This is a genomic window from uncultured Gemella sp., from assembly GCF_963525165.1.
Lineage (GTDB): Bacteria > Bacillota > Bacilli > Staphylococcales > Gemellaceae > Gemella.
The window spans coordinates 1-18954 of record NZ_CAURJN010000035.1 but is presented as its reverse complement, the minus strand read 5'-3'; the positions used below and the strand labels follow the sequence as shown (position 1 = coordinate 18954).

General features: G+C 29.6%; 18 protein-coding genes and 1 tRNA gene. 18 read left to right on the top strand and 1 reads right to left on the bottom strand.

The window, feature by feature from the left end; translation table 11 throughout:
• Both RWQ74_RS07210 and RWQ74_RS07205 read left to right on the top strand, forming a co-directional pair.
• Nucleotides 1-901: DUF1542 domain-containing protein (locus tag RWQ74_RS07210; protein ID WP_314397601.1), on the top strand; the 901-nt coding region annotated here is incomplete at its 5' end.
• Nucleotides 902-1361: 460 nt separating this feature from the next.
• Nucleotides 1362-1435 (top strand) — tRNA-Arg (locus tag RWQ74_RS07205).
• 63 nt (nucleotides 1436-1498) lie between these two features.
• Here the strand turns inward: RWQ74_RS07205 and RWQ74_RS07200 are convergent.
• Nucleotides 1499-1756, bottom strand: coding sequence for a NifU family protein (locus tag RWQ74_RS07200; RefSeq protein ID WP_314397600.1), 258 nt, complete (start codon nucleotides 1754-1756; stop codon nucleotides 1499-1501).
• A gap of 502 nt (nucleotides 1757-2258) precedes the next feature.
• Between RWQ74_RS07200 and RWQ74_RS07195 the strand changes: the two genes are divergently transcribed.
• The 16 genes from RWQ74_RS07195 to RWQ74_RS07120 all read left to right on the top strand — a co-directional run.
• Complete coding sequence (locus tag RWQ74_RS07195) at nucleotides 2259-2621, top strand: iron-sulfur cluster assembly accessory protein (RefSeq protein ID WP_314397599.1); 363 nt, start codon at nucleotides 2259-2261, stop codon at nucleotides 2619-2621.
• A 36-nt stretch (nucleotides 2622-2657) separates the two neighbouring features.
• Entirely contained in the window at nucleotides 2658-3848 is a 1191-nt protein-coding gene (locus RWQ74_RS07190; RefSeq protein WP_314397597.1) for an NAD(P)/FAD-dependent oxidoreductase, read from the top strand.
• A gap of 419 nt (nucleotides 3849-4267) precedes the next feature.
• The gene (locus tag RWQ74_RS07185; RefSeq protein WP_314397596.1) at nucleotides 4268-5842 is read left to right on the top strand and encodes an aminotransferase class V-fold PLP-dependent enzyme; all 1575 of its coding nucleotides are present in this window, start codon (nucleotides 4268-4270) and stop codon (nucleotides 5840-5842) included.
• Entirely contained in the window at nucleotides 5842-6060 is a 219-nt protein-coding gene (locus RWQ74_RS07180) for a DNA-dependent RNA polymerase subunit epsilon (RefSeq protein WP_003144942.1), read from the top strand. The genes RWQ74_RS07185 and RWQ74_RS07180 overlap by 1 nt, the downstream gene beginning before the upstream one ends.
• A complete protein-coding gene (rnjA, locus tag RWQ74_RS07175) occupies nucleotides 6053-7723 on the top strand; it encodes a ribonuclease J1 (protein WP_314086137.1) in 1671 nt (556 codons plus the stop codon). Before RWQ74_RS07180 ends, rnjA begins: the two co-directional genes overlap by 8 nt.
• Before the next feature lie 2 nt (nucleotides 7724-7725).
• Nucleotides 7726-8394, top strand: a complete 669-nt coding sequence (gene sdaAB / locus RWQ74_RS07170) for an L-serine ammonia-lyase, iron-sulfur-dependent subunit beta (protein ID WP_314086139.1) — start codon at nucleotides 7726-7728, stop codon at nucleotides 8392-8394.
• 11 nt (nucleotides 8395-8405) lie between these two features.
• Complete coding sequence (gene sdaAA / locus RWQ74_RS07165) at nucleotides 8406-9278, top strand: L-serine ammonia-lyase, iron-sulfur-dependent, subunit alpha (RefSeq protein WP_314086141.1); 873 nt, start codon at nucleotides 8406-8408, stop codon at nucleotides 9276-9278.
• Nucleotides 9271-11280 carry an ATP-dependent DNA helicase RecG gene (gene recG / locus RWQ74_RS07160; RefSeq protein WP_314086143.1) on the top strand — a complete coding sequence of 670 codons (2010 nt, stop codon included), beginning with the start codon at nucleotides 9271-9273 and terminating at the stop codon, nucleotides 11278-11280. The genes sdaAA and recG overlap by 8 nt, the downstream gene beginning before the upstream one ends.
• A 9-nt stretch (nucleotides 11281-11289) precedes the next feature.
• Complete coding sequence (locus RWQ74_RS07155) at nucleotides 11290-11925, top strand: class A sortase (RefSeq protein ID WP_314086145.1); 636 nt, start codon at nucleotides 11290-11292, stop codon at nucleotides 11923-11925.
• Nucleotides 11926-11929: 4 nt separating this feature from the next.
• Nucleotides 11930-12910 (top strand): phosphate acyltransferase PlsX, encoded by a 981-nt coding sequence (plsX, locus tag RWQ74_RS07150; RefSeq protein ID WP_314086148.1) that lies wholly within the window; start codon nucleotides 11930-11932, stop codon nucleotides 12908-12910.
• Nucleotides 12910-13140 carry an acyl carrier protein gene (locus RWQ74_RS07145; RefSeq protein WP_314086150.1) on the top strand — a complete coding sequence of 77 codons (231 nt, stop codon included), beginning with the start codon at nucleotides 12910-12912 and terminating at the stop codon, nucleotides 13138-13140. Before plsX ends, RWQ74_RS07145 begins: the two co-directional genes overlap by 1 nt.
• A gap of 130 nt (nucleotides 13141-13270) precedes the next feature.
• A complete protein-coding gene (locus RWQ74_RS07140) occupies nucleotides 13271-14164 on the top strand; it encodes an ORF6N domain-containing protein (protein ID WP_314397594.1) in 894 nt (297 codons plus the stop codon).
• Between the two features lie 152 nt (nucleotides 14165-14316).
• Entirely contained in the window at nucleotides 14317-15627 is a 1311-nt protein-coding gene (locus RWQ74_RS07135; protein ID WP_314397593.1) for an isochorismatase family protein, read from the top strand.
• Between the two features lie 122 nt (nucleotides 15628-15749).
• Nucleotides 15750-16916 (top strand): carbamoyl phosphate synthase large subunit, encoded by a 1167-nt coding sequence (locus tag RWQ74_RS07130; protein WP_314397592.1) that lies wholly within the window; start codon nucleotides 15750-15752, stop codon nucleotides 16914-16916.
• Between the two features lie 11 nt (nucleotides 16917-16927).
• Nucleotides 16928-18010: a hypothetical protein gene (locus RWQ74_RS07125; RefSeq protein ID WP_314397591.1), complete on the top strand. Its 1083-nt coding sequence runs from the start codon at nucleotides 16928-16930 to the stop codon at nucleotides 18008-18010.
• Nucleotides 18011-18329: 319 nt separating this feature from the next.
• The coding region (locus tag RWQ74_RS07120) for a YSIRK-type signal peptide-containing protein (RefSeq protein WP_314397590.1) at nucleotides 18330-18954 on the top strand (625 nt) is incomplete at its 3' end.

Here is an 18954-nt window from a genome sequence, read left to right as displayed (position 1 = left end):
AGGAAACTCAACAGTAGTCGCAACGAAAACTGGCTCAACATGGAGTCTATCACCATCTAAAGACGGAGTAAGTGTAGATCCAACAAGCGGAGTAATCACAGTAGCACACAATGCAGCAAGTGCAGGAACACAAGTCAGCGCAACTGCAAAACACGGAAACAGTGACGCAAGTACAGCAGCAAGTGTTGCATTACCAGGCAAGACAACTACACCGGTAAAAGACGTAAAATCAGATGCTATTACTGAGGTGAACAAAGCTTTAGAAGCTAAGGTGAAATCTATAGAGTTAAGTAATGAATTCACAGTTAAAGAGAAAGATTTTCTTAAAGAAAAAGTTAGAAAATTAGCTATATTAGCTATACTAAAAATAAAAGCAGTAACAAATAATTATGATATTGAATCTGAAAAAAATGAAGGTATAGAAAGAATTAATTCTGTAGAGGCAACTGCACCTACTATGTTAGAACTTCCTGAGCTTATCGTTACTAAATGGCAAGATGAAAATGGTAATATATTAAAACCAAATGATGTGAAAATACCTTTTGAAATAGGTGTAGAAAATGAAGCATTGGCTCATGGTGAAATTCCAGGATATAAATTTATTGAGACAAAATCTGTAGATGAAGAAGGAGTTGTGATACATATCTTTAAAAAAGTTACATCAAAAATTGGAAATAATAATGTAGAAAGTAATTATAACATACTGCAATCTTCAATGTTGTCGAATATTGATGAAAGTAGTAATAAGGTATCAACAACTAAAGTAGAAAAAATTTCTAATCGTTTAGCAAATACAGGAACAACTGAATCTAATTCAGGATTAACAGGTTTAGGATTAGCGGTATTTGGAGGCTTATTAGCTGTTATAAGAAAATATAGAGAAAAAATTAATAACGGATAATGGTTCTCAAATAGATTAGGTTTGTAGAAAATGGTATGAACCCCTTTTGCTGTATAAAACTAGTGAAAGGGGTTCATAACCGTCATAGTATTGTATTAAAATCAAAATGTGTTGATAAAAATAGAAAAGGAGATTGTTACCAGAATAAAAACTAGATTTAATTATAAAGTCTTATCAGATTAATCATTTGATTCTATTGTGTTGAAAATGAAATAGATATAAATAGTTAACTTTGAATAATTTAGATAAAATTAAGAGATAATTTATTACTTTTATCTTTAATTATGTAATTATAAGAAATATAACGTTAGGTTAAACTGTAGTTATTTATTTGAACTGGAATTTACTTTGGGAATTAACAAAGGAAAAAATATTATATTTATCTTTTAAAAAAAGTATTGACATAATATGAAAAAATTGATATACTATTAAAGTACTTCAGAGAGGTAGTATTTAATATGTCTCAGTAGCTCAGCAGGATAGAGCAACGGCCTTCTAAGCCGTCGGTCAGGGGTTCGAATCCCTTCTGGGACGTCATAAAAAAGAGTAGATTCGTTTCTACTCTTTTTTGTTTTGAAAATATAGAAAGATGAGCATTTAAACAATGCTCATCTTTACTTCTAATACTTTTTCTACTTCTGGAATTTTTTCTTTAATCTTTTTCTCGATGGCATATTTAAGGGTAATGTGTGAAAGTTCACAGTGTGCACATTCTCCTAAAAATCTAACCTTAAGGATACCATCTTTATAGTTTATAAATTCTATATTACCACCATCCTCAATAAGTTTGGGGCGTATTTTTTCTAATTCAAATTTTATTTTATCTACAGTTTCATAATGCTCTTTATTCAACATACCAACACCTCTCTATATAGTATTATACTGTTCTGAATTGAAAAAGTCAATAAAGCTATTATTTCTAATAAGGTTATTTAAAGTTTTAAACAGACTTTTATTTGATAATAATCTCAGGTTTACATATTAGTATTAAAATAAAATATAGTTTTATTAAAAGAAGAGATTATGTATATATATAATATAAATATAAAAAATAAATATTGTATAATTAATATTTAATAAGTTCACTCGATTGAACGTTTTCAAAACTTAAAATTTAAACGTCTACAAATGTAACAATTAAGATATAATTAGATGATTATTTAAAAGTTAGAATATAGTAAATATAATACTAACTTATACTTTTTGCTAGTATAAAGTTTTGTATATTTAAATTAATTTAAATTATTCATAAAATTTTCACAAATAATTTTATAAAAAGTAAGCAAGATACTATTAATTTGTTTTAAAAAAAGTTATAATAGTAATTAGAAAATAAAAATAAAGAGGGAAACATTTTATGGCTAATACAGATAACCAATTAATCTTAATAACAGATGTAGCAGTTGGTAAGTTCCAAGAAATGTTATTTGATGCTGATAAGCGTGATAGTTTTTTAAAAATTTCTATTGCTTTAGAAGGTACTCAAATGCACTATGCAATTGATATTAAGGATGAATTAGAAGCTGGAGATAAAGTACTTAGCTTCGGAGAATTAAAAGTTCTTGTTAATGAAGAGGATGAACTTTTATTAAAAGGTCTTGAAATAGACTATGTTCAAGATGAATTTGGAAGTGAGTTTACATTACACAATCCAAATATGATTGAAATTTATGGTGATGAAGACGGTGGATGCTGTGGAAATGGCTGCTGCTGTGGATAAAATTATACAATAACATTAAAAGGAGAATTTTAAGCTATGAAAAACGTAGTTATTTTAGGTGCTGGATATGCAGGACTAACAACATTAAAAGGATTAAAAAAAGCTGCTAAAGCTGGAGAGGTAAAAGTTACATTAGTAAATAAAAACTCTTACCACTACGATACTGTAAACTTACATGAGGTTTCAGCAGGAAATATTTCAGCAAAAGATATTTGTATCGATATTAAAGATGTAGTATCTCCAGGTGTTGAGTTCATTCAAGATGAAGTTATTAAAATTGATACTGAGAAAAAATTAGTATTAACTAAAAAACATGAACTTGACTATGATGTTTTAGTAGTAGGGTTAGGATTCCAACCAGAAACATTTGGAATTGAAGGAATGGCTGAGAATGCTATGCCAATCGCTGATGTTAATGCTGCAGAAAAAATTGCTGCTACATTAGAAAATAACTTCAGAAAATATGCTACTAGTGAAGAAAAAGATGTTAAAGATATCTCTGTAATCGTTGGTGGTACTGGATTAGCAGGTATGGAATTCTTAGGTGAGCTAGTTCACCGTAAAAAAGAATTATGTTCTAAATACGGAATTGATGAAAAACTAGTAAAAATTTATGGATTAGATGCTTGTCCAACTTTATTACCAATGTTTACTAAAGAATACAGTGACTATGCTAAAAAATATTTAGAAGATAACGGAATTGAAATTATCTTAGGTGCTGGTATAAAAGGTGCAACTAAAGATAGCTTTACTATTGAAATTGATGGTGAGAGAAAAGAATTATTTGCATCTACATTGGTATGGACTGCTGGAGTTCGTGGTAACAAACTTATGGATGAAGCTTTTCCAGAGCTTTCTAAACGTGGACGTCTTGTAACTACTCAACAATTAACAGTACCAGGACTTGATGATGTTTATATCGTAGGAGACTGTGCTGCGTTCATCGAAACAGGACAAGAAAGACCATATCCAACAACTGCTCAAATCGCAAACCAAATGGGTGCTTATGTAGGAGCTAGAATTAGTGGAAAACAAGTTGGAGACTTCAAATACATTAATCGTGGTGTTGTATGTTCATTAGGACACAAAGACGGTATTGCTGATGTTATGGGTGGTAAAAAATCTAAAGGATTCAAAGCTGCTAAACTTAAAAAAATCATTGAAGCAAAAGCAATTTATGAATTAACAGACTTCGTTACAGCGTTGAAAAACCAACGTATTCTTTAATAGTATTGATATTATATAAGGATTTTAAAGAAGACTCAATCGTTTTGAGTCTTCTTAATTTTTTTTGAAAACGGATAAAAGGGGATGATTCAAAAGTCCTAAATTTTAAAAAAGTGTATATGATAACTCATAGACACAGTGGTTTATTGATTTCAAAAATCGCTTTATAAAAGCTTTTTTGAAATCTAATAAACTGTGCGGAGGTGACTCAACAAAATTGATTTTTATATGTACCCCTTTTACTGGACAAACCAGTGAAAGGGTTACATATCATTTCTTCAAAATCACGATTTTTGAGTCACTCCCATAAATTTCTTATTTACCTAAGTTTTCAACCATGTTAATTTGAAAAAAAGTTGTAATTATGGTAAGATATAGTGTAGAGAAAATTTAACCAAATAAAGTTATGGGGAAAAATTATGATATATAAAATAGCAAATACAGAGGAAGAATACGATCAAATATTCAAGTTGAATTATGAAACGTTCGTTGAAGAAATTCCTCAACATGAAAAGAATGAAACTAAAAAACTAAAAGATAAATTTCATGATAAAAATATATATATTATAGCGAAAAAGAAACATGATGTAGTAGGAATGATTGCATTATCAGATCAAAGACCTTTTTCGCTAGATTTAAAATTAAATGATATTGATAAGTACTACAAAGGAAATTACAAAAAGCCTGTAGAAATCAGATTACTTTCGATTAAGGAACAATATAGAAAAACTAAAGTCTTTACAGAGTTACTTCAAAGAACTTTTAATTATATAATTCAAAATGCGTATGACATAGTGTTTATATCGGGAACTACAAGACAAGAAAAACTATACAATCACTTAGGATTTGTGAAATTTCATGAAAATGTAGGTACAAAAGATGCAGAATATATGCCAATGTACCTAAAATTAGATTCAGGTAATAAAGTTTTAGAAAGAATGTCACAAGCTCAAAGGGTAAACTTTTTACCTGGGCCAGTAGATTTATCTGAAGATGTTCTTGCGAAGTTATCTAAACAACTTTACTCACATAGAAGTAGTGAATTTGTTAGTCTAACAAAAGATACATTATCAAAATTGGAAAGAATACTTGACGTTAAACAAGCAACGATTCTTCACGGTTCAGCGACATTAGCTAATGAAGCTATTATGGCGCAATTGAAAGGTAGAAATCTTATAAATGGTTTAATTCTTACAAATGGTGAATTTGGTAGTAGATTAGTTAAAGAAACAAAACGACATGGACTTAATATTGAAAGTTATTCTGTAGAATTTGGAGAAAGTTTTGATTTAGATATTTTATCTGAAAAGCTTAAGTCTGGTAACTACGATTTTGTTTATTTAGTACATAATGAAACAAGTGTGGGAATCTTAAACGATTTGGATGAAATAACTCGAATTGTTAAAGGAAATAACGTAGTTCTTGCAGTTGATGCTGTATCAGCAGTAGGAGCAGTAAAATATAGTTATAAAGATGTTGACTATGTAGCTTGTTCATCAGGAAAAGCATTTTGTTCTGTTGCTGGATTAGCGATAGTTGGATCTAATTGTGAATTAGTTCCTTTAGAAAATACACCATTATACTTAGATTTACACTATGCTAATAAAATGACTTCAATACCATTTACGCAACCATCAATTTTAATGGAGGCGCTAAATACAGCTTTAGATGCCTTTAAAACAGATGAAAGATATGAAAAGGTACAAGAAAAATACTCATATATGAAAGAAGGATTAAAAGAATTAAACCTTCCAATTATGAAATTTAAAGATAAAGAAGTATCTCCTGTAATAATTACAGTAGAACTTCCAAAAACTATATGTTCTCTTAATGTAGGAGCTTCATTAGCAATTAATAATATTTTTATCCACTATAAGAGCTCATATTTACAAGAAAGAAACATTATACAATTTTCATTTATAAATATTAATACAACAAAAAATGAAATAGATTATACATTAAATATATTAAAACAAATGATAGGAGATTACTAATGGCAGTATTTAAAGTATTTTACCAAGAAAATTCAAAGGAAATTCCAGTAAGAGAAAACACTCAAGTGTTATATGTAGAGGCTGATGGAGTACCAGCAGTAAGAAAGTATTTAGATGATAGAAATTACAATGTAGAACTAGTTCAAGAACTAAGCGAAGCATACTTAGAATTTGAAAAACAATCTGAAGACTTTAAAGTGGAGAAAGTTAATGGATAAGATCATCAAAAAAAATGAAGTAGGTGTTGCGGCTATTGGTGGTCTAGGCGAAATCGGAAAAAACACCTATGCGGTTCAGTATCGTGATGAGATTATTATTATCGATGCTGGAGTTAAATTCCCTGGAGATAATATCCTTGGGATAGACTATGTAATTCCAGACTATTCATATATTGAAAAAAATGTTGATAAAATTAAAGCATTGATAATTACTCATGGTCACGAAGATCACATTGGTGGTTTACCATTTCTACTTAGAAAGGTAAATCTTCCAATTTATGGAGGACCACTAGCGATTGGTCTTATAAGATCAAAATTAGAGGAGCATAATTTATTAGCAAAAGCTGAGTTAAATGTTATTGATGAAGATACAGTGTTGAGTTTTAAATACTTAAAGGTTTCATTTCATAATACTTCTCACTCTATTCCAGACTCATTTGGTGTTATTGTTAATACTCCTCAAGGAAATATTGTTCATACAGGAGACTTTAAATTTGACTTTACACCAGTAGGACAAGGATCAAACTTACATAAAATGGCAGCAATAGGAGAAGAAGGTGTGTTATGCTTACTTTCTGACTCAACTAACTCAGAGAGAACGGAATTTACTCAAAGTGAAAAAGAAGTAGGAAAAACCATTTCTAATATACTTCGTAAAGAAAAACATAGAGTTATATTCGCTACTTTCGCTTCTAACGTATATCGTGTTAAACAAGTTGTTGAAGCTTGTATAGAGCACGGTAGGAAAATTGTAGTATTCGGTCGCTCTATGGAAAAAGCTATAAAAATAGGTACGGAGTTAGGGTATATAAAAGCCCCTAAAGAAACTTTTGTTAATAGTAAATATCTTAACCAGGTAGATCCTAATAAATTATTAATACTATGTACAGGGACTCAAGGTGAGGAACTTGCAGCCTTAAGTAGAATAGCTAATGGTACACACAAAAAAATTACGATTATGCCAACTGATACGGTAATTTTTGCGAGTTCTGCAATTCCAGGAAATACACTTTCAATAAATAAAAACATAGATTTATTATCAAAATTGGGTGCCAATGTTATTACATCAAGTGTTAATAATGTTCATACATCAGGACATGGTTCTAAGGAAGAACAAAAACTAATGTTCAGACTTATTAAGCCGAAATATTTTATGCCAATTCATGGTGAGTATAGAATGCAGGTTATTCATGCTCAAACTGCGGCTGAATGTGATATTCCTTTAGAAAATTCATTTATCATGGAAAACGGTGAAGTATTAGCTTTAACAAGTGATAGTGCTAGAATTGCCGGAAAGTTCGAAGCTTCTGACGTTTATGTAGACGGTCTTGGAATTGGTGATATTGGTAGTGTTGTGATTAAAGATAGAAAAGAGCTTTCTGAAGAAGGTGTTATTGTAGTTTCAATCGCAATTGACTTTAAAAATAAAAAACTAATGAATAATCCAGATGTGATAAGCCGAGGATTCGTAAATGTTAATGAATCGATGGAATTATTTGGGCAAGCTAAAGGAGTCATTAAAGACGCGGTATTATCAGTTCTAGAAAGTGATGATTGCGGTGTTTACCAAGTAAGACAACAAATTTTAGAATCACTTGGACAATTTTTAGAAAGTGAAATAGGAAGAAAACCTGTTATTTTACCAACAATATTGGAGGTGTAAATATGAAATACAGAAGTGTATTTGATATTATAGGTCCGGTAATGGTAGGACCATCTAGTTCACATACGGCAGGTGCAGTTCGTATTGGTCTTTTTACAAGATATATTTTTGGAAGACAGCCTGAAAATGTAAAAATAACATTATACGGCTCTTTTAAAGAAACATATAAAGGCCATGGAACTGACATCGCGTTGATAGGAGGATTATTGGGATATAATACTTCAGATAAACGTATTAGAACTAGTATGGAAGATGCTAAATTAGCAGGTATGGAATTTGAATTTGTAGAAAGTGAAATTGAACATGTCCACCCTAATACAGCAAAAATAGAAGTTGAAGCGGGAAGACATAATTTAGATCTTATTGGAAAATCAATAGGTGGAGGAAAAATGGTTATTTTTGAACTCCTTGGATTTGATGTAAATCTTTCAGGAGATTTTCCTTGTTATTTCATATTTTATAAATTCAATGACAATAATAAAAAAGATCTTTTAGTAAAAATCGAAGAAATTTTCGGAGACAAAAAAGTTAATGAAAAATATTCTAGTTCTATCTTAGAAGGAATTAACTTATTAGTTGTCGAATCACTAGAAGAATTAAATGAAGAAAATATGCAGAAATTAACTGAACTAGAGTATATTAATGAAGTAAAATTTGCAGATAGATTGTAGAGGGTACAAAAATGTTTACTAGTTTAGCAGAAATAGTTGAAAAATCAAAATTAGAAAATAAACCAGTTTCTGAGTTAATGATTGAACAAGAGATAGAGTTAAATGGTGTAACACGTTCTGCGGTTGAAAAATTAATGAAAAGAAATTTAAATGTAATGATGCAAGCTGTTGATGAAGGATTAGCAGGTGTAAGTTCGAAAACTGGACTTACTGGAGGAGATGCTAAGAAATTGCAAGAGTATATTAACAGTGGAAAATCTATTACAGGTGGTGATTTTTTAAACGGTGTAGCGGCAGCAATAGCTACTAATGAGGTAAATGCTTCACTAGGGCTAATTTGTGCAACACCTACGGCAGGATCAGCGGGGGTGCTTCCTGGATGTATTCACGCATTAAAAGAAAAATTCAATATAGACGAAGAAACACAGTTGAAAATGTTATTTACAGCTGGAGCTTTTGGTTTTGTAGTAGCTAATAATGCCTCATGTTCAGGAGCGGAAGGTGGATGTCAAGCTGAAATTGGATCTGCTAGTGCAATGGCGGCAGCAGCTATAGTAGAGGCAATGGGAGGAGATGCAGAGATGAGCGCCCATGCCTTTGCTATAGCCCTAAAAAATATGTTAGGCTTGGTATGTGACCCAGTTGCAGGATTAGTAGAAGTCCCTTGTGTTAAGAGAAATGCAGCAGGTGCTTCAATAGCTCTTATGGCAGCGGATTTAGCATTGGCAGGAATAAAAAGTAGAATTCCTGCTGATGAAGTGTTAGAAGCAATGTATAAAATAGGATTAGAGATGTCTACAACATTAAAAGAAACAGCCAAAGGCGGTTTAGCAATTACTAAAACTGGAGAAAAATATAGGAGTTTATTATTCGGTAATGATTAATATTTTAGAGAAATCAGTAGGAACTATAAAAGGCGTAGGGAAGAAATATTTACAAACTTTAAACGAATTAGAGATATATACTATTCGTGACGTTTTGTATAATATTCCCTATAGAGTATCTAGTTCCACTGATTTTTCTTCATCTGTAAAGGATAATGAAAAAGTAATTACAACTGGGAGAATCGAGACAAGAGTAAGTACACAATTTTATGGTAATAGGAGGAGCAGATCTTTCTTTACACTTTCGACTTCATCTGGAAGTATTAAAATCGTGTTTTTTAATCAACATTATTTAAAGAAAAACTTAATAGAGGGTAGAGATGTAGTAGTTAAGGGAACATATAATGCTACAAATAACACTATTACCGCCTCTAGTATAAGCTTTAATAGTGTCGAGGAAAATCCGAAAGGAGATACAATAGAAGTTTTTTATCATCTAAAGCAAGGAATTACTCAGAAAAAATTTATAAAACTTGTAGAAGAATCATTTAAGATGATAGATGGAGAAAACGTAATACTCGATTTAGTGCCTGAAAATTTCAAGGGAATTTGGAAGTTGGAAAAAATTCTTTTTACCCTACATTATCCAAAAAATCCTGAAGAATTTGACAAAGCTAGAAAAATGTTTGCATTTCATGAATTATTTAACTACCAATTAAAACTGCAACTTCAAAATATTAATAGTAGAATAGAGGATGAAAGGTATAACATAGGCATAGATAATTTTTATGTAGAAGAATTTAAAAATAGTCTACCATTTAAATTAACGGGAGCACAAAGTAGAGTTATCGAAGAGATAGTAAAAGATTTGAATGAACCTTATAAGATGGATAGATTGTTACAAGGTGATGTAGGTAGTGGTAAAACAGCTGTAGCTGCTGCTACGTTATATTCAGTTATAAAAGCTGGGTATCAAACGGCGATAATGGCACCGACAGAAATACTTGCGAATCAACATTTTGAAACTTTTTTTGAATTTTTTAAGGATTTGAATATTTCAGTTGCACTTTTAACGAGTAGCACACCAAAGAAAGAAAGAAACACAATTTTAAGTTTACTTGAAGTTGGTGAGATAGAATTATTAATTGGAACACATTCTTTAATTCAAGAAGATGTGAAATTCAAAAATTTAAAATATGTAATTACTGATGAACAACATCGTTTCGGAGTAAAACAACGACAATTATTAAGTAATAAAGGGGAGGCGGTTAATTCATTAATGATGACTGCAACCCCAATACCACGAAGTTTGGCGATTACATTAATAACTGATATTAAGGTGTCGACAATTGATGAATTGCCTGCAGGTAGAAAAAAAGTTCAAACTTATAAGGCTAATAATAAAAGTTTCTACAAAGTTTTAGATAATATTCGTATGGAGTTAGATAATGGTAGACAAGGTTATGTAGTCTGTCCATTAATTGAAGAATCAGAGAAAATGGATCTTCAAAATGTAGAAGAAACTTACGAAAATATTAAAAATTATTTACCAAAAGACTACAAAATTGCAATATTACATGGTAAAATGAGTAATAAAGAAAAAGATGCTATTGTAGAAAAATTTCTAAATAAAGAAATACATATACTTATTTCAACAACAGTAATCGAAGTTGGGGTGAATGTTCCGAATGCAACATTTATGATTATAGTAGACGCACATCGATTTGGACTTGCTACATTACATCAGCTTCGAGGAAGAGTTGGAAGAAGTGAATTTCAATCATATTGTATATTAGTTACAGATTCAAAAAGTGAACGAATAGACATTATGTGTTTGGAAAACGATGGTTTTAAAATTGCAGAGTTTGACTTGAAACAACGTGGACCAGGAGATTTCTTTGGTACAAAACAAAGTGGTGTACCGAGTTTTAAAGTAGCAGATTTAATAAACGATGTAGATTTAATGTACTTGGCTAAAAGATTAGCAGTAAAAATTATAGAAGTTACTGATAATAAAGAACGTTTATTACAATATGTCGGATTAGAAGAAACGATAATTTAGGAGGATATAATGAATAAGAAACTAAAAAATGCATTTCTTAATGTGCTGATAGTGGTATTATTATGTACATCTGTTGTGTTAATATTCAAAAATCAAATTAGAGAATTTTTAACAGGGAATGCTAATGACAAAATAATTACAGCTTATAAAAATGGTAAAGATGAAGTAGATATACCATGGTGGCAAAAAATGTTTACAGACAACGAATCAAAGATTAAATTAACAGATTCAATGTTAGGAATTTTAAAAATTGATAGTGTACAGATAGAAGAACCTATCTTTGAAAATGTTACTGAGATTAATTTAATTAATGGAGTAGCAACTTCACAAGAACCTTCGCATTTAGATGCTCAAAACGTAGTAATTGCTGGGCATAGTGTTCAAGGTGTAGGAATAAGATTTAACAATTTAACGAAGATTAAAACTGGTGCTAAAATACAGATTATTTCAAAAGACAAATTGCGTACATATGAAGTAAGTAAATTGTACGATGTAGTACCAACTCAAGTAGAAATTTTAGAACAACATGAAAACGAACCAAAAATCTTAAAATTATTCACTTGTGATAACTTTAATCCGCAAACAGGTGAATGGGAAAGTCGTTTTGTAGTAGAGGCTAAATTAATAGGAGAAGAAAGCGCATAATATTATGAAAATAGGTATAGATATTTTAGGTGTAGACGAACCTGATAGAATCATAAATTTTGTAAATAGTTACGATGATAATGAAGTAGAATTCTATGTTTATAGTTTAGAAGAGAACTTAGACAAAATAACTAAGACTAAAAATATTGTTAAAAATGTTTGTACAGAAGAAGTGCTAATGTCAGATGATGCAGCACGTGTTCATAGAAAGAAAAAAGATGCTTCTATGATTAGAATGCTATCTGATTTAAATAATGATATCATTGATGTTGCAATTTCGGGTGGTAGTACAGGTGCCTTTATGGCTAGCTCACTGTTTATGTTAGGTCGTATTGAAGGTATATCAAAACCAGGATTAGCATCATTATTACCGACAAGTTCTGAGCATAAATTCTTATTAACGGATCTAGGTGCTAATGTAGAAGCTAAAGCTGATGATTTAGTAAACTATGCTAAACTTGGGCAGTTATACATGAAGTATATTTATAAAATAGATGAGCCTTCAGTTGCTTTATTAAATGTTGGTGTTGAGGAAACTAAAGGTAATAAAGTTTATAAAGAAGCTCATAAAATGATTAAAGAAGAGGTAGCTAATTTTAAAGGTAATATCGAAGCTAGAAATATTTTAGAACATAGATTTGATGTAGTTATAGCTGATGGATTTGCGGGGAATATCCTGTTGAAATCAATAGAAGGTGTAGCGAGTTCTTTAGGAGCTATGATTAAGGGGATTTTCTTGAAAAATTTTAGAACTAAAATTTCAGCACTATTAGTGAGAAAAGGAATTAAAGCATTCAAGAAAAAATTCGATTATAGTGAATATGGTGGAGCTTTCTTATTAGGTATAAAAAAACCAAGTATAAAAGTACATGGCTCAGCTGATGAAAATGCATTATATTATGCTGTTCAACAAGCAAAACAAATACACAAAACAAAACTTTATGATATAATGATAGAAACAATGGAAAAAGGAGAACAAAAATAATGGCGATTTTTGAAGAAGTAAAAGAAATTATTACAAAGTATATTAAAATAGATGCGGATAAAATTACATTAGATTCTAAATTAAATGAAGATCTAGATGCAGATTCTATTGATATTGCTGATGTAGTAATGGATATCGAAGAAAAATATGGATTTGAATTTTCTGATGAAGATGCTGAAAGCATAGTTGAAATTAAAGACTTAGTAAGAGTTATTGAAGAAAGAAAATAGTACTAAAAACTAGAGTTTTAATGAATATTAGACTCTAGTTTTTAGCGTTTTTTTCGATTTGCTAAAAGGTATTAATAGGGAATGTGCTCAAATACAATGAAATAGTTCTTTAAGTTTAATTATAGGAGGTTTGTATGAAAAAAATACGGATATTATTATCTCAGATAGTATAGAAATAAAAAATATGATTTATAATATTAGGGGAAAGCAGGTTATGCTTGATAGTGACTTGGCTTCTTTGTATCAAGTGGAAACTAAAGTATTTAATCAGGCGGTAAAAAGGAATATCAAAAGATTTCCTGAGTTTTTTCGTTTTCAACTTACAGAAAAAGAATTTAATAACTTGAGGTCACAATCTGTTACCTCAAGTTCAAATACACATGGTGGGAGAAGATATATGCCATATGTGTTTACAGAACAGGGAATTGCTATGCTTTCAGCTGTATTAAAAAGTGATATTGCTATTGAAATGAGTATTAAAATAATTAATAGCTTTGTAGAAATGAGAAATTTTTTGATGTTTAGTCAAGAATTGTATTCAAGATTAGATAGAGTAGAATTGAAGCAATTGGAAACTGACAAAAAATTAGAAGAAGTATTTACTTATATTGCTGGAAATAAAGAAGTAAAACAAAAAATATTTTTTAATGGTCAAATATATGATGCATTTAGTTTTCTTGTGAGTATAATTCAAAAAGCTAATAGAGAGATTATATTGATTGATAATTATATAGATATTTATACTTTAAATATTTTGTGTAAAAAAAACAGCAACGTAAAAGTTAAAATATATACTGCAGGTAAAGGAAATTTGACGACAAAAGATATTGAAAAATTTAACGAGCAGTATACAAATTTAACTGTAAAAACAAATAAAGATTTTCATGATAGATTTTTAATTTTAGATAGTAACGAAGTTTATCACATAGGAGCATCTATTAAGGATGCAGGGAAGAAAAATTTTGGTGTTACAAAAATAGAAGAAAATTGTTTTAAAAAAAATCTATTAAGTAAGATAGAGTAAGGTATAATTTTTAACTAATTATTAGTTTTGTATGATAAGATAATTTACAATATTATCTATATCAAATAAATTTTAACTATTTAGCTTTTAACTAGTTGAGAAATATGGTATAATTTACTAGAAAATAAATAAAAAAGGAGAATAGTTTATATATGGAAATGTTATTTAAACTATTAGCTGAACACGTTTATATTATATTATTTGTTTCGCTAATCTTGGAATTTGCGGCTCTACCATTACCAGGTGAAACTATGATGGTTGTTGCTGGAATTATGGCATATAATGGTCATGGTAACTACGTTGGGATGATAATAGCAAGTGCCCTAGGAACAGTAATCGGGATGCAATTTTCTTACGAAGTAGGTAGAAGATTAGGAACAAAGGCTATAGATAAGTATGGTATATATATAGGATTAACTCCATATAGAATGACGAAAGCGGCAGAATTTTTCAACAAATTTGGAAATATAGTTATAGTTATAGCCTATTTTTTACCGGGAGTTAGACATATTTTAGGATACTTTTCAGGTATTTCACGTATAGATGCAAAACGATTCCATATATATTCTACATTAGGTGGTGTATTTTGGGTAATAGTATTTATTACTCTAGGTTATGTTCTTGGACCTAGTGCACATCATGTATTCCACTTAATGCATAGGTACGGTACGATGATATTTATATTAGGAATTACAGTATTATTTGTTTATCTAATATATAAAAAATTAGGTGCGAAAGACTTTTCTACTTACTTTAAAAAGAATATTAAATATATTGTTGTATTACTTTTAGTAGAAGCGGCAGTATTGGTGAAGTTTGTAGTTTTAGACCCTAAAGCCCATCCGAAGTTTAAATCGGAAGTAATCTTTTATTGTTTAGCATTTTTAGCTTTTGTTGCGTTTTTAGCATACTTAAGAGTAACGCTAAAACATGATACAACTGAAAAATTATTAGTAGTTGTTGACTATCAAAAAGACTTCGTAGACGGAGCATTAGGTTTTGAAACTGCGGATCAACTTGATCAGGTCATTGCTAATAAAATTGATGAATATATAAAAGCTGGACAAGACGTGATATTCACAAAAGATACTCATTATACAAATTATTTAACTACAAGAGAAGGTAAACATTTACCAGTTGAACACTGCATAATTGATAGTGAAGGGCATAAGTTATATGGAAAAGTTGCAAGTTATGAAAAATATGCTAAAAAGGTATTTAATAAAACTTCATTTGGAAGTATAGACTTAGCTAAGTTCATTTCACGTAGTGATTATAAAGAAGTCGAATTTTGTGGTCTAGTATCGAATATTTGTGTCTTAAGTAATATAATTATGACACAAACATATAATGAAAAAGTGGAAATAGTAGTTGATTTAAATGCTACTAAAGGTTTAAGTGAGGAAGTTAATTCATCATTTAAAACATATCTGCAAAATTTAACAGTCAATGTAAAAGAATAATATAAAATACGAATCTTTTTCCGAACATTTCGGAGTGGATTCGTATTTTTTTATGTTTTAAATAGAAAATTACTTATTTTTATGTTAAACTAGTAAATAAAATTAGGAAAGAGGGAATTATTATGAATTATTTATTAGTATCACCAAATTTTCCAGTAATGCAAGAATTTTTTGCCAAAAAATTAGTAGAAAAAGGTGTAAAAGTATTAGGTATAGGTAGTGAAAGTTATGATAATTTATCGGATTCTTTAAAAAGTTCTTTAAGTGAATATTATAAAGTAGATGATTTAGAAAATTATGAAGATGTTCTTAGAGGAGTAGCATACCTAATTTATAAGCACGGAATTATAGATAGAGTTGAATCGAATAATGAACATTGGTTAATGCTAGATGCGACTATTAGAAAAGAATTTAATATTAAAGGTGTTCAGCCAGCAGAACTTGATTTCACAAAATATAAATCTAGAATGAAAGAAAAGTTCAAAAATTCTAAAGTACCAGTTGCAGAAGGTGTTGCTGTTTCGAATATAAGTGAATTAAACGCTGCTATTAAGAATATTAAATTACCTGTTATTGCTAAACCTGATAATGGTGTGGGGGCGAGTAATACATATAAGTTATTATCAAATACAGATGTTGAAGAATTTAAAAAACAGTGGAATCAAGAGATTGTGTACTTCATTGAAAGTTATGTAGATAATGGTATTCTTTGCACCTATGATGGACTGATTGATTCTAATGGGGAAATTGTATTTGAAACAAGTTTTTATTATACAAAACCTACTTTAGATTTACTTAACGGTGGTCTAGATTATGCTAATATCATAGAAAAGAAAATTGATCCTAAACTGCAAAAATATGGTAGAAAGATTGTTAAAGAGTTTGGAATGAAGGAAAGATTCTTCCATATTGAATTTTTTAAGCTACCTAATGGAGATTATATTGCATTAGAATATAATAATCGTGTGGCAGGAGGATATACAATAGACTTATACAATCATACTTACGAGTGTGATTTATACGATATGTATTCTAAGGTAGTACTAGGTGAAAATATAGAAAAAGTAAATAATAATTTCTTCGGAATTGCTCTTTCACGAAGAGATAAATATAGCTATAAACACAGTCTAGAAAGTATCAAAGATAAGTATAATAGAAATATTAGACTTATCGAGAGTGTACCGAGAGTCTTTGCTACAGCTATGGGTGAATGGATGTTTATATTAGTAGTTGAAAAGAGTGAGGAACTTGATGAAATGATGAATTATATTCATGAAAAAGGGGAATAGGAGGATTGTTTGTGAAAAATAAGATTATTCAAGGTATTTTACAATTAATTGGAATTATGGCAGTCGGTGCTGTAGTAGGGTATTCTATAGGTAAGATAGCAGGAGATTCACTTTCGAAAGTGGATACGCCAAATATAATATTGTTATTAATAGCAGGAGTAGTAGTATTCATCTTACAAGTCATAATTCATGAAGCGGGGCATTTAGTTTTTGGATTACTATCAGGATACAAATTTATAAGCTTTAGAGTATTTGATTTTAAAATTATAAAAGATGAAAATGGAAAGTTAAATTTCAGATATGAAAAAATAGCAGGAACAGGTGGTCAATGTCTGATGAGAGCATCTGAATATGTTGAAGGGAAGTTTAAGTATAAATTATATCTTTTAGGTGGAGTTATATTTAATATTGTATTTTCTATTGCTTTTTGGCTAATCCTACCAAGTTATTATACATTATTATTTGCTTTAATAGGATTTGCTTTAGCTTTTCTAAACTTGATTCCGATGGGATTCAATGATGGTATGACTTTTTATCACACTAGTAAAGATGAAACTACTAGATTTGTTCTATACTTACAATTAGAATACATATATTATCAAAGTATTGGTAAAAATTTATTAATAGAAAGACCAGAAGTAGTGGAGAAAATAAATTCAATGGAAATAACTAATACTAATTATTTAACTGATTCACTAGAATTTATTAAGTTAGATGGACTAGAATATTTCTTTGAGTTTGATGCTTTATATAATGAATCAAGAAAATTATATGTAGAAAGAGATAATTTGTTACCAGTTTATAAAGTTGAACTTATGGCATTGTTAGTAAAATTAATAAGTTTAGTGAATCCAGAAGATGAGCTACTAGAAGAACTTATGAATGATAAGAGTTTAAAAGTTCGACTTAAACAAAAAAATCCACAAACGAAGAATATTTTAGCAACATATGAATATGGTGTGAACTTAGATGATGAGAAAGCTTTAGGTTTAATAGTTGAAGCTAGAAAAATAAAAAATAAAGCACCAAATTTATACGTTCAAAATCTAGAAATGAAATATTGTGATTATTTAGAAGAAAAAATTTTAAGATAGTTAATAGAACAATAGCTAAGTCAGTACTGTTCACCTAAATTATAAATTGTTGGGATCAATTACTGATATAGCTATTGTTTTATTTTTTATTACTAATTTGCATAATATTATTTTTATAGATAGCTTTTTTATAGTTAATTAAAATAGACTTAAAATTTATTTCGAAAACTTGACAAAAGTTGAATAAAAGCTTAAAATTAGTATTGGATTATTTTTATAAAATAATTTTTTTGAAAAAAAAAAAAAACTGAAAAAAATAAATTTTTTACTATTTTTCAGAAATAAATTTTAATTATATTAATGATTAGGAGGGGAAAAGATGTTTAGTAAGAATAATAAGAAGATGATTGTTCAAAAAGAACAAGAGAAAATAAATTACTATGGTATTAAGAAGTTTAATGCTGGTACAGCATCGGTTTTAATTGCTGCTGGATTTGCATTTTTAGGTGGAGGAAGTGCATTAGCAAGTAATGATGCTCCTGCAACCACAACTAATACAGAGACTGTTAATAATAATGTAACAGCAAATAAAGAAGAAGTTTCTACTACTACACCAGCAAAAGCTAATAAAACTAATTTAAGCGCAGCTATTGCACGTGTTCAAGAGGCGATTGCTAATGCTAGAGTAACAGAAAAAACAGCATCAGTAATAGAGGATTCTAAAGCAGAATTAGCTAAAGCACAGGCACTAGAGGGAAGTGAAGTAGCTACTCAAGGTGAAGTTGATAGAGAAACAGTTGCTTTAAAAAATAAAGCATTCGTATTAGAAAGTATGAAAAAAGCAACTGCTAAAGAAGCTGATAAATCTACAGAAGAGAAAGTAAACAAAAACCAAGATCCTAGAAATGGGAAAGCCATTCCTGGAAAAGATGAGAGTGGGTTTAGAACCGATACATCAAGTAATAATGGTACAACAACTGTAACAAATGATGTATTGACACCAA